Annotated in this window: 13 protein-coding genes; 5 read left to right on the plus strand and 8 right to left on the minus strand. The window is 58.4% G+C overall.

Going from position 1 to position 14,408, the window contains the following annotated elements; translation table 11 throughout:
* Positions 1 to 28: 28 nt before the first annotated feature.
* Positions 29 to 1,585: a hypothetical protein gene (locus AD930_RS18340; RefSeq protein ID WP_244150591.1), complete on the plus strand. Its 1,557-nt coding sequence runs from the start codon at positions 29 to 31 to the stop codon at positions 1,583 to 1,585.
* Between the two features lie 83 nt (positions 1,586 to 1,668).
* On the opposite strand, the gene AD930_RS13305 is transcribed toward AD930_RS18340, so the two are convergent.
* The 5 genes from AD930_RS13305 to rfaD all read right to left on the minus strand — a co-directional run bounded on the left by AD930_RS13305 (position 1,669) and on the right by rfaD (position 6,380).
* On the minus strand, positions 1,669 to 2,619 hold the full coding sequence (locus AD930_RS13305; RefSeq protein WP_061506630.1) for a hypothetical protein: 951 nt from the start codon (positions 2,617 to 2,619) through the stop codon (positions 1,669 to 1,671).
* A complete protein-coding gene (gene pgeF / locus AD930_RS13310) occupies positions 2,616 to 3,416 on the minus strand; it encodes a peptidoglycan editing factor PgeF (RefSeq protein WP_061506631.1) in 801 nt (266 codons plus the stop codon). Before pgeF ends, AD930_RS13305 begins: the two co-directional genes overlap by 4 nt.
* A complete protein-coding gene (locus tag AD930_RS13315; RefSeq protein ID WP_373320523.1) occupies positions 3,413 to 4,456 on the minus strand; it encodes a class I SAM-dependent methyltransferase in 1,044 nt (347 codons plus the stop codon). The genes pgeF and AD930_RS13315 overlap by 4 nt, the downstream gene beginning before the upstream one ends.
* 62 nt (positions 4,457 to 4,518) lie before the next feature.
* Positions 4,519 to 5,373, minus strand: a complete 855-nt coding sequence (lgt, locus tag AD930_RS13320; RefSeq protein ID WP_061506632.1) for a prolipoprotein diacylglyceryl transferase — start codon at positions 5,371 to 5,373, stop codon at positions 4,519 to 4,521.
* Between the two features lie 26 nt (positions 5,374 to 5,399).
* Complete coding sequence (gene rfaD / locus AD930_RS13325) at positions 5,400 to 6,380, minus strand: ADP-glyceromanno-heptose 6-epimerase (RefSeq protein ID WP_061506633.1); 981 nt, start codon at positions 6,378 to 6,380, stop codon at positions 5,400 to 5,402.
* A gap of 194 nt (positions 6,381 to 6,574) precedes the next feature.
* Here rfaD and AD930_RS13330 point away from each other — a divergent pair, with 194 nt between their 5' ends.
* The 3 genes from AD930_RS13330 to AD930_RS13340 all read left to right on the plus strand — a co-directional run bounded on the left by AD930_RS13330 (position 6,575) and on the right by AD930_RS13340 (position 8,562).
* Complete coding sequence (locus tag AD930_RS13330) at positions 6,575 to 7,168, plus strand: LemA family protein (RefSeq protein WP_043549582.1); 594 nt, start codon at positions 6,575 to 6,577, stop codon at positions 7,166 to 7,168.
* 25 nt (positions 7,169 to 7,193) lie between these two features.
* Positions 7,194 to 8,186, plus strand: coding sequence for a TPM domain-containing protein (locus AD930_RS13335; RefSeq protein WP_167375194.1), 993 nt, complete (start codon positions 7,194 to 7,196; stop codon positions 8,184 to 8,186).
* Positions 8,187 to 8,259: 73 nt separating this feature from the next.
* Entirely contained in the window at positions 8,260 to 8,562 is a 303-nt protein-coding gene (locus AD930_RS13340) for a putative quinol monooxygenase (protein WP_061506635.1), read from the plus strand.
* 112 nt (positions 8,563 to 8,674) lie between these two features.
* On the opposite strand, the gene AD930_RS13345 is transcribed toward AD930_RS13340, so the two are convergent.
* Genes AD930_RS13345 through AD930_RS13355 form a run of 3 tightly spaced genes read right to left on the minus strand, consistent with a single transcriptional unit; the run spans position 8,675 to position 10,439 of the window.
* Entirely contained in the window at positions 8,675 to 9,346 is a 672-nt protein-coding gene (locus AD930_RS13345; RefSeq protein WP_043549585.1) for a DUF799 domain-containing protein, read from the minus strand.
* Positions 9,343 to 9,717 (minus strand): DUF4810 domain-containing protein, encoded by a 375-nt coding sequence (locus AD930_RS13350; RefSeq protein WP_081894073.1) that lies wholly within the window; start codon positions 9,715 to 9,717, stop codon positions 9,343 to 9,345. Before AD930_RS13350 ends, AD930_RS13345 begins: the two co-directional genes overlap by 4 nt.
* A gap of 59 nt (positions 9,718 to 9,776) precedes the next feature.
* Positions 9,777 to 10,439 carry a CsgG/HfaB family protein gene (locus AD930_RS13355; protein WP_231558129.1) on the minus strand — a complete coding sequence of 221 codons (663 nt, stop codon included), beginning with the start codon at positions 10,437 to 10,439 and terminating at the stop codon, positions 9,777 to 9,779.
* Between the two features lie 668 nt (positions 10,440 to 11,107).
* On the opposite strand from AD930_RS13355, the gene AD930_RS13360 reads away from it, so the two are divergent.
* Complete coding sequence (locus AD930_RS13360) at positions 11,108 to 14,290, plus strand: TonB-dependent receptor domain-containing protein (protein ID WP_082781886.1); 3,183 nt, start codon at positions 11,108 to 11,110, stop codon at positions 14,288 to 14,290.
* The last annotated feature ends 118 nt before the right edge of the window (positions 14,291 to 14,408 follow it).

Genomic DNA, 14,408 nt, shown 5'->3' on the forward strand with positions numbered 1-14,408 from the left:
ATGTGTGTGAAGGGGCTCTCTGGGCATTATGAGCAATAAAGAAAATGGTTTTCCGGGTAAGGAGCTTCACGCTCTGCTATCTGGAAGAAATAGAATAATCGTATTTCTTGTCATTTCTTTTTCAATATTTCTGGTTCAGGCTTATTATGGGTTTGGTTATCATTCCTTTGGGGATGAATCCGGGCATGATATTGGCGGCTGGGCTATTGAAAAGGGTGATGTCCTTTACCGGGACTATATCGACGCCCACGGCCCTCTCGTATTTTTCACAACATGGCTTTTAGGGAAAGTTGTTGGCTACAAATATGCCTTCCTGTTCCGCCTGAATGCTGTTTTCATCACGTTACTTGCGGCGTTTGGTTTGTACTATGCCAGTAACGCCCCCTCACGGCGGGAACGCCTGCTTTCCCCTGCGCTTTTTCTCGGTTTGTTGGGACCTGTCTGGATCATTCAGGCCCTGAACATGAATGGCTACTGGATTTTTGGCGGGGATCTGACGGTTCTTGCGGGCTCACTGCTGGTTGTGCCCGCGCTGCTGGACGTGCCTGTTAAAAAATGGGGCGCTGTTGGGGGTGGGGCTGCGCTGGCTCTGTTGCCCTTTGTTGCCTATTCCTTCCTGCCGGTGACATTTCTGTTCACCCTCTGCCTGCTTGTTGTGTTGTGCCGGCGCGCCTCAAAGCTGAGCAGGACGGATGCCGTGTACGGTCTTGCCGGAGCGTTTGGGGCCTTTGCCATTTTCCTTTTATGGATGCTGGTTTACGCGGACCTGAAAGGGTTTGTCGTTTACCATTTCATCAACAACCAGTTTTACTATGCGCACTATATTCCGTTTAGTTTTGGCGCAGTTCTCAAAAGCCTTCGTCCTTCTGTCCTGCCAGAAAATCTGGTGCAGACCCTTGCAGTCCTGACGTTGCTGATTGGCAGCCTCATTCTGATGGTTAAAACGCGCTACAAACTGGCGGCGCTGATTGCCATTGCAGGCCTTTTTTCTCTGGATGCCCGGGGCGGCACGACGTTTCATGACGGCGCTTTTGTTGTCGCGGCTCTGGGGCTGGTGTCGCAAATGCTGCCGGTCTGGCTGGATGAAACACGGTATAGGCTAAGTTCCTGTGCCGGTGTTCTCGTGGCCTGCTCTCTTCTGGTCGGGCTGCATGCGGTCTCCTCGCCTTTTGGGGAGGATTACGTGCAGCGCAAACGCTCAGGCTTTCATCCGTTTATGGCCAGTAATGATCTGATCGATCAGAAAATCCGGCAATATGCCCATCCGGATGAGCGTATTCTGGTGCTTCCGTATAATCCGAATGTCTATATTGAAGCTGATCGTCTCCCGATCAAAAAATATCATGATTATCTGCCATGGGAGGCGGATTACGCGAAGCATCCTGTCAAAGGCTACGAGCGTGATATTTGTGTCGATCTCCCCAAAGCGCTCCCACCGGTCATCTATTTTAATAACTGGACCGTATGGGGGCTGTGGAAGCCGGAGCAATTCATGGGCTGTGCCGTGCAAATTCTCCAGACGCAGTACGGACAGCTTCCCGGTATTCCGGATGTCTATGTCCGCAAAGACCGGCTCGCCCAGTAAGGTAATCCCATAGCAAAGCGGGGACCTATCGTCTGATAGGCCCCCGCTGGTTTGCGCCGGTCGTTTTATGCTGTCCGCGCGTGTCAGTTTTTTCCAGCTTTTTTCTGGTCTTTGCTGCCTGCTGCCGGAGGCGGCAGCGGTGCGTTATCCCGGCCGGAATAGCGGTCGATAATCTGGCGGACAGCGCCGGCGGCTTCCTGTGCAGCAACCACAGCGACGTCGCCCCAGTAGCCGTCCAGTGAGTGGGCTTCAATATCATGCAACTGCGTGGCGGCCCCGGCTTCCTTGCCGTTCTTGTCCACAACGCGCCAGATAATTTCAATATGCTGCTGCGGGTGCCCTGTGGTGCCTGCCGGGCCGGGGCTCAGCTTGACGGTGGTGGCCACGGAGAAATCCGCATTTTCCGCCGCATTCTGGAGCGTGTCCGCCGTATTGCGGAAGGACGCCGCAAAGGCGCGGCTGAGCGAGATGTCACCATCACCCGGCGCACCCGACACTCCTTTGAAATACACGCGCGCGGCACGGTGCTTGAGGCTGTGCGGGTCTTTTTCCATGTCATCAGCCTGAATACCCGTCAGCACGGAGGCCACTTTGGGGGCGGCATCCTGCGCTGCAAGGCTGAGTGTGGCCGGGTCCGCTGCCGCCCAGAGCTGGGCCTGAAGAGGCTCCCCTTCCTGCGTTGCGCGAATTTCGTTCTTCGGCGTCATGACCATATAGACCGGCACAATCTGGTCACCATGCACATCGGCCCGCATTTTCAGCCACCAGTCACCGGGGCGCACGGGCTGGGCCATGGCCGGAATGGTCTGTTGCAGCAGCTCGGCAGCCACATCCTTGGTCCAGAGTTTGGCGGCATCAGGAGAAAGCTGGCTATCAGTCGGGACCGGGATATCCAGCCGGGACGGGGGCGCATTGGCTGCCAGCCGTGTGGCTTCCTTGCCCGGGTTGGCAAAGGGGCGTGGCATATCAATACAGCCGCTCAGCAGGATCAGGCCCGAAAGAGGAAGGGCTGTGTGGCGGAAGAAACCGCTCATCTGGTCTGCACTCCTGTCGCAATCACTGAAATCTGGTGGCCAATGGGACCACCCCCGGCCAGCGTGCGCCGCCGGTGGCTGAAAAACCGTTTCTCGTCCGCCCGTGTATCCACACCAAGGGCGGCGACCTGCCCAATGCCTGCCCGTTCCAGCCGGAAGACGCACCAGCCAGCCAGATCAAACTGATAATGGCCGGGTTTGCCGGGGGTAAAAAAGCGGGCGGCCTGTGGGTCGGCAGAGGTAATGGCGGTGTGCATGTCCTCGCCGGTCTCATAGCTTTCCTGCGCAATGCAGGGGCCAACCACGGCGCGGACATCGGTGGGTTTCACGCCCAGCGCCTGCATAGCCTCCAGCGTGGCTTCCAGCACCCCGGCCAGCGCCCCACGCCAGCCCGCATGGGCGGCCCCTACGGTCTGCCCGTCCTTTGAGGTGAAGAGGACCGGCGCGCAATCCGCCGTAATCACGCCCAGTGCGACATCCGGCAGGCGCGTCACCATGGCATCAGCCTGTTCGCCTTCCCCCGGTGCCCAGGGCGTTTCCACCGTAATCACACGCGGGCAGTGGATCTGCGTGACCCCCAGCAGTTTCTCCGGTGCCACATTCAGGCATTCGGCCACGCGGCGGCGGTTTTCGGCCAGATTAGCCGGGTCATCCCCCGAGCGGGTGGAGCAGTTCAGGCTGGCATACGGGCCGGTGGACACGCCGCCTTCGCGCGTAAAAAAGCCATGCCGGGCGGGGGCCAGCAGGGGGCTGGTCAAAGGGGATGGGCGTGTGGGAGCGGTCTGGCCGGATGTCATTCAGCCGGTCCTTTCATAAAGCCGGGGGGCATGGGGAGCGAGGGGGAGGTGAGGGCCATAACCCGAAAAAGATGCCCCATCTTTTCCGGTGCGGCCAGTCTGTGTGCGCCGCTGCGCAAGTCCGCCGCATCCTGCGGGCTGGCGTGGGCGGCGAGCTGTTCTGTGCGTTCCATCAGCCCTAAAGCACGTAAAAACGTCCCTTGTGTGACAGCCCCCCAGATTGCCGCGCCTGCCTGCTGCGCGGCAGCGGCAAAGGCGGTAAAATCTACATGGGCGGTCAGGTCGGCCTCGCCCGCAGCCTCCAGCGGTTTGGCCGGGCGGGCATGGCGCAGGGCTTGGAGAGTGTCTCCGGTCTGGCTGGAATTATGGCCGTAATCCAGAAACAGCGCGGCACCCGGCGTGCGGGCAAAACGCTGGCCGAGCAGGCGGCCAACCTCCAGTGCAGGTTCACACAGTTCGACCACGCAATCCGGGTCCAGAGGCCGACCATCCGGCAGGCTGGGAGTGGGGCAGGGCACACAGCAGAACGCACCATTTTGCACGTAATGCTCCTGCCAGCCCTCGTCCGTGTGCAGAAACTGGCGGATGGGCAGGGCATCCAGAAACTCATTGGCCACCAGAATCAGCGGGCCGTTCGGCAGGCTGTCCAGCGTGATGTGCCATGTGGGGGAAAGGCTTGGAACGCGGGCCACAAAAGGCGCGAGGGCTTTGGCCTGCGCCTGCTGCATCAGTGGCGAGGTTTCCACCAGATGCACTTCAAGCGCCTGCGCAAAAGCAGGCACGCGGGCGGTAATTAGCCGGAGCATGTCGGCCATCAGCGTGCCGCGCCCCGGTCCAGCTTCTGCCAGCACAACCCGCTCCGGGCGGCCCATGCTGACCCAGACCGTAGCAGCCCATGCGCCCAGAAGCTCCCCAAAAACCTGTGAGATTTCCGGCGCGGTAATAAAGTCACTCAACAGAGGATGCGTGGCGTAATACCGCGCATTGGCCCGCGCCATGAACGCATCCAGCCGCTCTGGGGGCTGCTCAGTCCCCGGCAGTTTCTGGTGTGGCGGCAGACCTTCAGGAGCGGGAGGGCACGGGGGCATGACGCTGGGCCTCGTCAGGCCTTGGTGCCCTGAGCGGTGTCAGAGGCAGGTTCGGGCAGGCCAGCATAAACCGGGCTGCGGCGGGCATGCACCATCAGCGCCACACCGGCCAGCAGCATCGGCACACACAGAACCTGCCCCATGGTGACCCCTCCGGGCAGGAAGCCCAGAAACGCATCCGGCTCCCGGAAGAACTCGCAAAAGCTGCGCGCGCAGGCATAGCCCGCCAGAAACAGCCCGGCCAGAAAACCGGGGCGTTCCCGCACGCTCTGTTTGCGGGAGGCTATGAACATAATGATGAACAGCAGCAGCCCTTCCGTCAGGGCTTCATACAGTTCGGACGGATGGCGGGGGATTGGCCCGGCATCGGGGAAGATCATCGCCCAGGGCAGGCTGGCCGGTGCTTCCCGCCCCCACAGCTCCCCGTTGATGAAGTTGGCAATACGCCCAAGCCCTAAGCCTACCGGCACGGCCACGGTCACGCGGTCCGCAAACGCCAGAAAGCTGATTTTGTAGCGCCAGGCAAACAGCGCCATGGCGATAATCACGCCCAGCGCCCCGCCATGGAAGGACATGCCGCCTTTCCAGACCTGCAGAATGGAGAGCGGATGCGTCAGATAATAGCCCGGCTGATAGAACAGCACGTAGCCCAGCCGCCCGCCCAGCAGGACGCCCAGCGTCACCCAGCCCAGAAAGTCATCGGCCTGATCGGTCGTGGCCGCGCGCGGGGTGAGGCGCACCAGCCTGCGCAGCAGGGAAATCCCCAGCACAATGCCGATAATGTAGGACAGCGCATACCACCGGATCGTCAGTGGCCCCAGATGCACCAGCACCGGGTCAAATTGCGGAAAGAGAAGAACTGGCAGCATGCGTCAGGATATCCGGACAGAGGGGATCAGAGATACGGGTTACCCGTGGCAAGGTAGCCTTGCACATACTGGCGGATACCGTCTTCAAGCGTGGTAAACGTGCCGGTATAGCCAGCGGCCCGCAAGCGGGTGAGGTCTGCCTGCGTGTAGGACTGATACTGCCCGCGCAGACTTTCCGGCATGTCGATAAAGTCGACGCGGCGTTCGCAGCCCGCAGCGTCACACACAGCATGCGCCAGATCCAGATAGGACCGGGCAATGCCGCTGCCGCAGTTGAACAGGCCGGAGACGGAGGGGGTGTCATAGAGCCACAGCATGACGTCCACCACGTCCACCACCCAGATGAAGTCCCGCATCTGCTGGCCGTCGGCAATGTCGGGGCGGTCGGAGCGGAAGAGGCGGGCCGGGTTGCCGGCTTTCACCTCGTCATACTTCACCTTCACCACAGAGATCATCTTGCCCTTGTGGTATTCATTCGGGCCGTAAACGTTGAAGAATTTCAGCCCGGCCCACTGCGGCGGCTGCGGCGCGTGCGTCTTCAGCCCGGCCATCACATGCTGGTCAAACGTGTGTTTAGACCAGCCATACAGGTTAAGCGGGGTGAGCTGGTCGAGCTTTGCCGGATCATCGGAGAACAGCTCCGGCTTATCGGCAGCGCCGTAGGTGGCGGCGGAGGACGCATAGATAAAGCGTGTATCCGTGCGCGCGCACCAGTCCCACAGCCTCTGCGTCAGCGCCACGTTGGTCCGCCACACAAGGTCGGCATCCCGTGCGGTGGTCTCACTGATCGCCCCCATGTGGAACACGGCGTCCACTTTCGGGTTTGTGGCCAGAAAAGCCTCAAGCTCTTCCGGCGCCACAACGCGGGACGGCGCATGGGCTGCCAGATTCCGCCATTTGAGGTCAGAACCCAGCCAGTCCACCACCACGGTTTCCTCCCCGCGGCGGGCGAGGGAAGCCTGAAGGCATGAGCCAATGAAACCGGCGCCACCGGTAATGATAATCATGGCGGGAGTTATAAAGGGCGCGGCCTCTCCCTCCAAGATGCAAGGCGGCTTTTGCGCTCTCTTTTTATAGAGAAGGAAATATTTCGCTTTCCCGGCGCGTTTTCGCGTAAAGAGAAACAACACACGGAACCGTGAGGGGTGGTTTGCGTCCCCTGAAACGGATCTGTTTTGATGCGTTTACTAAGGAGACCTAAATGAAGAAGCTTCTCATCCCCGCGATTCTGATTGTTGGCCTGCTGTTTATTTTCGGCTCCAGCTATAATCGCTTTATGGCGGCAGACCAGAACGTGCAGGAACAGACTGGCCAGCTGCAGAATGAAGTGCAGCGCCAGTCCGACCTCATCCCCAATCTGGTCAACACCGTGAAGGGCTATGCCACGCACGAGCATGACACGCTGACGGATTACGCCGCCGCCCGCTCTGGTGAAACCCCGCTGAACCGCATTGACCCGCGCACGGTGGACAACGCGACCCTCCAGCAGAAAATTCTGGAAGCCCAGACCCGCAACGCTAAGGAAATCAGCGCGATTAACGCCGTTGTGGAACAGTCTCCGCAGCTTCAGGCCAATCAGGACTTCACCCGCCTGATGGTGCAGCTGGAAGGCTCTCAGAACCGCATTACCGTGGCGCGCCAGCGTCTGCAGCAGGCCATTCTGTCTTATAATCAGACGGTCATGCACTTCCCCGGTAATCTGGTGGCAGGCATCATGGGCTACCATGCCCGCGTGTACTATCAGGCCTCTCCGGAAGCCCAGACCCCGCCGGTTGTTGATTTCTCCAAACACTAAAACCAGTGCATTGAGGCATAACACCATGCGGCAGGATCACCTCCCCCCGTTCCGCGCTTTGCAGCCCGTAATGCCGGCTGGTTTTCTGGCGCGCATGGCGGCTGCCTGCTCTGGCCTGCCTGTGGTGCGCTGGCTGGCTGGGCGAGGGCTGCCGCGTGTGGCCCGCGCCCGTGCGTTCGGGCTGGCCTCCCTTTTGGGGCTGGTGCTGTGCGGGCTGGGGGCTGGTTTTGCGGTCCCGGCATGGGCGGATGGCGGCGTGCTGCTGCGGCAGTGGGTGACGGACCCGCAGAATGTTCTCTCGTCCGATGAGAACGAGGCCCTTTCCCACAAGCTTTATCAGCTCTCCCAGACGGTACCGGGCAACCCGCAGATTCTGGTCTCTCTGCCCGGCCATGTGGAGGATATCAGCCTCTATGCCAACGAGGCCTTCCACAAGACCGGCATTGGCAAAAAGGGCGTGGATAACGGCCTGCTGATTGTGCTGGATATCCCGGATCGTCAGTCCCGCATTGAGGTGGGCTACGGGCTGGAAGGTACGCTGACCGACCTGCAAACCAATGAGATCCTGCAAGCCGCCAAACCCGATTTGCAGGCAGGCCATTACGCACAGGCCATCAACGGTATTGTGGATGCACTGGCTACTGAGCTGACCCATGCGGACCCTGCCGACATTGGCGGCAATGCTGCCTCCAAACAGCCGGATTCCCAGACAGACGCCATGGAAGCCCTCATTGGTCTGGTGGTGGTGGGGCTGCTGTTTGTGCTGCTGCCGATCTGGCTGATCCGCCGGTCCCGCCGTCGCGCAGCACTCTATCCGGGGGGCTATGTGCCGCCGGAAGTGCAGGCCGAGCGGAGTGCGAAGTGGAGCTTCTTCCTCAACCTTGGCCTCAACATTCTCTCCGCTATTCTGCAAAGTCGTGGCGGCGGTCGGGGTGGCGGGTCCTCTGGTGGAGGCGGCGGCGGCTTTAGCGGCGGCGGAGGGGATTCCGGCGGCGGTGGGTCGCAGAGTTCCTGGTAAGACGGGCAGGGGCGTTTGCTCCCCGAACCGTCTGACCCTGTTTTAAGAATGATCTGAGTGAAAGATAAACGACGTGAGTGAAGACATTACAGTTGTCGCTTTTCTGAAAGCTAAACCGGGTTCAGAGAAAATCGTAGGGGATGCCATGGCAGCCTGCGTGGCCCCGACCCTGAAGGAAGAGGGTAACATCTCCTACGTGCCGCAGCAGGATCAGGATGATGCACAGACCTTTGTGTTTGTGGAGCGCTGGACCAGCCGCCAGACTCTGAACGAGCATATGGAAACCCCGCACTTCAAGACGCTGATTGCCAGCGTGAAGGACCATCTGGCCGCACCACCTGCCGTGCATGTGCTCAAGCCAGTTGCCGGGATCTGATTTTCATCAGGTCTGAGAGTTAAAAAACCGGGATGGCCTGATGGCTCTCCCGGTTTTTTTGTGCCTGCGTGCCTGCCTGAGTGCGGTAGGGCTGTACGCGGTGCGGGTGGCCTCAGTCCGTGCCGTATTTCACGGAGCGCGGGCCATAGAGCAGTCCGTCGGGCGGACCAACCCGCAGCAGGCGTTCCGCCGCCACATGGGCCACATCAAAGCTCTGATCTGTCAGATTATGCACGGCCTGTTTGACCGCAGCGGTAACGAGCAGACCAATAATGCCCCCCGCCGCCACCTGCGGGTCACCCACATCGCCACTATTGGCTGTGCCGGAACCGCTCCACAGAACGCTGCCGGTTTTCAGGTCCACCAGCTTAGAGGTGGCCGTGACAACCGTATTACTGCTGAGAACCTGATAGACAGACCCATAGGCTGTAATGGTGGTGTACAGCGCAGCATCTGCCCCAAAGACTGACTGCAATTTGGCCGCCGGGGCCTGCATGATGTCATCGGGCGTATCCAACCCGTTCTGGCGGAAGGTTTCAATTTCCACGGCTACCGGCACAACGTAATAGCCGCCTTCGGCCAGCGGGTGCGTCATCTGCGCAATCAGGCCGGTGGAGGCGTTGACATCCGGCGTGTGGTTGACCGGCGGCAACACCAGAATGGAGCGCGGCTTGGCGGAGCGGAAAGCGGTGTAGTCCGGCCCTTTGACGGGCGTGGTGCAGGCCGTCGCCATCAGCGGCAGGGCGGCGCAGAGGCACAGGCGGGCAAGGTGAGAGAGCTTCATGAGGACGGCTGTGCTTTCTGACCAAGGTTATTCAGCAGAAAATCCATGTAGGTTGCGGATTCAGGAAACAGCGTTTTTTCCTGACTGAATTCCTGCTGAGCCAGATCTGTCCTGCCTGTGGTGGCGTAGAGCATGCCCAGATGGGCGTGGAAGCCCGGCGGCAGCGCCAGCCCTTTGGCCTGTGCTTTCTGCACGTCTTTTTCCAGCACAATAATCTGGGCCTGCGGGTCGGTCTGCCCTTTCAGATACAGATATTGCTGGGTGGGGAAGTCCTGCCAGCTATAAAGGGGCGGGGTTCTGCCCCCGTTGGAACATGCCGTCAGACAGCCCAGCAGGCCAAGGCCCGCCAGTGCTTTTGTGGACAAAGCCATAAGCGATAAAATCCAGTTTTAAGAAACGCGTTTTTTTAAAAGCGGAGGGGTAGTACGCCTTACCGGATCTGCCCGGCATCCACCTGCTGCGCGAGATGATTGACGGCATCCTGCACGGCGAGATCCAGCACCTTGCCATTCAGCGTGGAATCATAGCTCGCGGTGCTGCCAAAACCGATAATTTCACGGTCAGACAAAGCATATTCCGCAGCGCCTTCGCTGGAGGTGACAATCTGCGAGGTCAGCGGATTGACGATCTGGAGGCTGACTTTGGCATAGGCAATCTGTTTGTGGCCGCGGCCTGCAATGCCAAACAGCTGCTGGTCGCCCACTTCCTTGCGGCCAAATGCCGTGACATCCCCCGTAATCAAATAATTGGCGCCCTGAATGCTCTGGCCCTGTTTGAGGAATGCGGCTTCCTGCCGGCCTTCCGTCAGATTATCGCGGTCCATCACGTTAAAGCGGCCGCTCTGTTGCAGGCGTGTGAGCAGGATGGTGCGGGCCTGATTGCCCAGCCGGTCAATCCCGTCTGAAAAAATGCCGTTCATATAATTGGAGCGGTTGGCAAACTTGCCTGCCGCAATCGCTACACGTGGCCCGTTATAAGCGGTCTGGGCGGCTGCTACGGGAGGAACAGGCAGCGTGCGCGAGGATTCCGTTGCGCATCCACACAGAAGCAGACCAGTCAGAGCAAGGCTGCTGATAGAAAAAACAGAACGCAAACCGATAATCCTTATAAAAATCATAATGCGACAGATGTATACTCATGTTTAGAAAAATTGTGAATACTTTTGGATAGTATGAAAAATGCGTCTAATTTTTAAACCGATTGCTATTTGTGAGGTCCTCTTTCCTTTTTCTTCTGAAAAAGAGGCTAAAAAGCGTTCCGAAACAAAAAATCCGCTCTTGCGCAATCACGGGTCTGCATGGTCTCCCGCCAGCCTGCGGGGTGTCTCTGTTTGCCAGAAAAGGGTGCGTTTTTGCCTGTTGAGAGAAATAAGAACTGCGTGCAGATGTTGTCCGGAATGTCCTCCATGCACGACTCATGAGGGGCAGGAACAGGTTTGTGAAGGAGGCAGACGGTTCGACCGCTTACAGGCTCAGAGTCTTGCATCGTGCGGACGAGCCGGGTTTACAGCCGATTCTTAAGACTTTGTCTTCCGGTCACTCAGAGAGAGTGTTTCAAAAAAGACACAAATCATGCTGTGTACGCATACCTGAATTACCTTGCATGCAAGGAGAAGGCAGAAGTGTGTCGAAAATGTATCATTTCTGGTGCAAAATATTACCCAATTCTATTTTGGGGCTTCCCGACCGCACGGAAAGGCGGTTCTTAAGAAATTACGAGCTTAAAAACTATTTCACACCTTACACCTTGGGAACAAATTTGATGGTGCAGAGACATCGCAGATTGACAAAACACGGGCAGAGCAAAAAAGGACGCGTTTCCCTGTCCTTCTCCCTGCTGTATGTTTTGCCGGTTCTTACTGCCAGCGCACCGGTTTTTGCGCAGGCTGCTGCCCCGCAGGATGCAGCAAATGCGGCAGAAGTCGCACCGGGTTCTGCCAAAGCCTCCAAGAAATATGTCACCCGCTCCAAAACCAGAGCAACGACGACGGCTGCACCGGCTAAAGCCTCTGTGGCCCCGGCGGCTCCTGCCACAGCAGCCCCGATCGCCGGAGCGCCCATCAGCGCATCCAAAACCACGTCTGCGCGTAACACTGTTTCCAATGCCCGGCTTGCTGCGGCGGAATCCAATAAGCCGGAAAGCGTGACGGTTATCGGGTCCCTTTTTAAAGACCCGAACCTGAAAAGCATGTCTCCCATCACGCACATTTCGCGTCAGGACATGCAGCGTCGCGGCTTTGCAAACGTCACCGATGCTCTGCAGTCTCTCTCGTCCAACGGGGCCGGGACGCTCACAAACGCCTTCTCTGCAAACGGCGCGTTTGCCGGGGGTGCGTCTGCGCCGTCCCTGCGCGGCCTTTCCACAGATTCCACACTGGTTCTGATGGACGGCATGCGTCTGTCCTACTATCCGCTTTCTGATGATGGTGAACGCAACTTTGTGGACACCAACTGGATGCCCTCTTCCATCATGGAATCAGTGGATACCATGGAAGATGCAGGTTCCTCCCTTTACGGTGCAGATGCGGTCGCGGGTGTGATCAACTACAACACCCGTAAAGAAATCAAAGGGTTTGAAGGTAACGCGGAAGGTGGTCTGGCGCAGGGCGGCTTTGGTGGCCACCAGAAGCTTTACGCCACCTACGGTGTGGGTGACCTGCATCGTGATGGCTATAACTTCTACATCAACTCCGAATACCAGCAGGATGACGCAATCTATAACCGCCAGCTGGCATATCCGTATAATACGGCAAACCTTTCCGGCCTTGGCGGGATTGACGGCACAACAAACGTTTCTGATGGTGCTGGCGGCATCAGTAACTTTGGTCCAACCCCTGTTGCATTGGTGCGGCCCAGCAATGGTGGCAACAGCGGCACCGGCCCATGGCAGTTGCTGAACCAGGGGGCTGGTTGCGGCAAATACGGATCTGTTGTTACGGGTACAGTGGCCGGCGCTCCGGGAACCAGCCAGGCCTGCTCTCAGGATTCTGTAAACGACTATTCCCAGATTTCGCCGTCCCTGCGGCGTATCAGCGCTACGGCGCATCTGACTGTGGACGTGACGCCGCGTTCTCAGTTGACGACGATGTTCATGTATTCTCAGGCTCTTTCTGAGTATACAGGCACCCCTTATGCAGCACGGTCGCGTTCTCAGTCCCGTAATGCGGATACCTTGAGCACCCCTCTGCCTGTTTACCTGCCAGATGGCTCTGTCAACCCCAACAATCCGTTCGCCTCGGAAAATCAGGCAGCTGAGGTCATGTATGCGTTTGGTGACATAACGCCCACCACGGAGCAGTTCAGCCAGAACTTCCGTGGCGCCATCCGTTACAATGGCACAGCCGCCTCCCATTGGGGGTCTGACTGGAATTACGACGTTAACTTTACCGGCATGAACACCATGCTGCAGCAGACCATTACGGGTGCTCCAACCATTGCCGGTATCAAAAACGCAATCATCAACGGCACGTATGATTTTGTTGATCCCACGCAGAACAGTCAGGCTGTTCTGAATTCCATCGCGCCGAAAAACGTCATGAACGCCCGCTCGCAGGAATATTCGGGTGACATGCATGTGTCCAAAGGGCTGTTCCGCCTGCCCGGCGGTATGGCGAACCTCGCAATTGGCGGTAACATCCGTTACGAGGCCCTGAACGATCCGAGTGCTAACCCGTATGACCGTGAAAACCCCGATGCGCAGTATGTAGGGTATATCAACCCCTTCAACGCTGCCGGGAGCCGCTGGGTTGAGGCTGGTTACTGGGAACTCGGGCTGCCGTTCCACAAAATGGTACAGGCTGATATTTCCGGCCGTTATGACCATTACGCGCAGGGCAGCGGCTTTGGCCGTTACTCGCCCAAGGCTGGTCTGTCCTTCACGCCCGTGCGTCAGTTCACGCTGCGTGGCACGTTCTCTCGTGGTTTCCGCGTGCCGAGCTTTGCGGAAACAAACGGCATGAACGTGGCCTACACCACGTATAACGTGACCAACCAGAACTTCATCAACCAGCATCTGAATTCCAACGGTACGGCAAACAGCTATGCTCAGGCTTACAGCCTTGGGCAGAACACGGCTGGTAACCCCAACCTGAAGCCGGAAATTTCCACCAACTTTACCGGGTCTGCCATCATCCGTCCCACGGACTGGCTGAACTTTACGTTCGGGTATTACTACGTCAAAAAGAGCAATTACATTGCACCGAACCCGCTGGGTGCGACGGCTATTGCCAACGCATGGTTGCAGGGTGGTGATGCAGCTGTCCCGGCCGGTACAAGCGTGACGCCGGACGTGGTTGATACGCAGAGCCCCAACGGGCAGGTGCGTCCGTACATGGTGAATCTGGGCTATCTGAACACCCGCAGTCTGGTGACAGATGGTGTGGATATGAAGGTGAATGCCAATGTGCGTCTGCCGGGCTTCCTGCGGGATGTCCGTCTGATCAGCACCGGGCAGGCAACCTATGTCCGCTCCTTCAACCTGACCATGCCGGATGGAAGTGTGCAGCATTGGGCTGGCACGCTGGCTCCGTATAACGCGGTCTCGGCTTCCGGCACACCCCGCTGGCGCGCCAACTGGTCCAACACCTTCCTCTGGAAAAAACTGGCTGTTACGCCGACGGTTTACTACACCAGCGGTTATAAAAACGTGGCAGAAGACACCAACGGTGTCGGCACCCGGAGCTGCAGTGACAGCGCGAACCTTCTGGCCGGTAGCTCAGAGGCTCCCGCTACGCAGTGCCACATCAAGAACTGGTGGGATGTGGACCTGAACGTGACCTACCGTATCAATGACAGATGGCGCATTTACACCACGGTGTATAACCTCCTTGGCTTCCGCGCTCCTGCCGATTACGGGACGTACGGTTCTTACCTCTACAACTCTTCCTGGTCTCAAAAGGGTGCCATCATGCGTTCCTTCCAGTTCGGTGTGAACGTAGCCCTTTAATCCACAACACAGAGTTTGCAGGGTGGTCTCTCTTAACCGTCCTGCAAACTGTGTCAGGATACTTCGGGTGATATAAAAAAGGGTCAGAGGATTATCCTCTGACCCTTTTTTTATGGGC

It is taken from the genome of Acetobacter malorum (assembly GCF_001580615.1).
Taxonomy (GTDB): Bacteria; Pseudomonadota; Alphaproteobacteria; order Acetobacterales; family Acetobacteraceae; genus Acetobacter; species Acetobacter malorum.

Coding starts and splice junctions, on each gene's coding strand:
- AD930_RS13360 (WP_082781886.1), top strand. CDS start 11,108: ATGGTGCAGAGACATCGCAGATTGACAAAACACGGGCAGAGCAAAAAA.
- AD930_RS13345 (WP_043549585.1), bottom strand. CDS start 9,346: ATGAAGCTCTCTCACCTTGCCCGCCTGTGCCTCTGCGCCGCCCTGCCG.
- lgt (WP_061506632.1), bottom strand. CDS start 5,373: ATGCTGCCAGTTCTTCTCTTTCCGCAATTTGACCCGGTGCTGGTGCAT.
- AD930_RS13305 (WP_061506630.1), bottom strand. CDS start 2,619: ATGAGCGGTTTCTTCCGCCACACAGCCCTTCCTCTTTCGGGCCTGATC.
- AD930_RS18340 (WP_244150591.1), top strand. CDS start 29: ATGAGCAATAAAGAAAATGGTTTTCCGGGTAAGGAGCTTCACGCTCTG.
- AD930_RS13335 (WP_167375194.1), top strand. CDS start 7,194: ATGCGGCAGGATCACCTCCCCCCGTTCCGCGCTTTGCAGCCCGTAATG.
- AD930_RS13350 (WP_081894073.1), bottom strand. CDS start 9,717: ATGGCTTTGTCCACAAAAGCACTGGCGGGCCTTGGCCTGCTGGGCTGT.
- pgeF (WP_061506631.1), bottom strand. CDS start 3,416: ATGACATCCGGCCAGACCGCTCCCACACGCCCATCCCCTTTGACCAGC.
- AD930_RS13330 (WP_043549582.1), top strand. CDS start 6,575: ATGAAGAAGCTTCTCATCCCCGCGATTCTGATTGTTGGCCTGCTGTTT.
- rfaD (WP_061506633.1), bottom strand. CDS start 6,380: ATGATTATCATTACCGGTGGCGCCGGTTTCATTGGCTCATGCCTTCAG.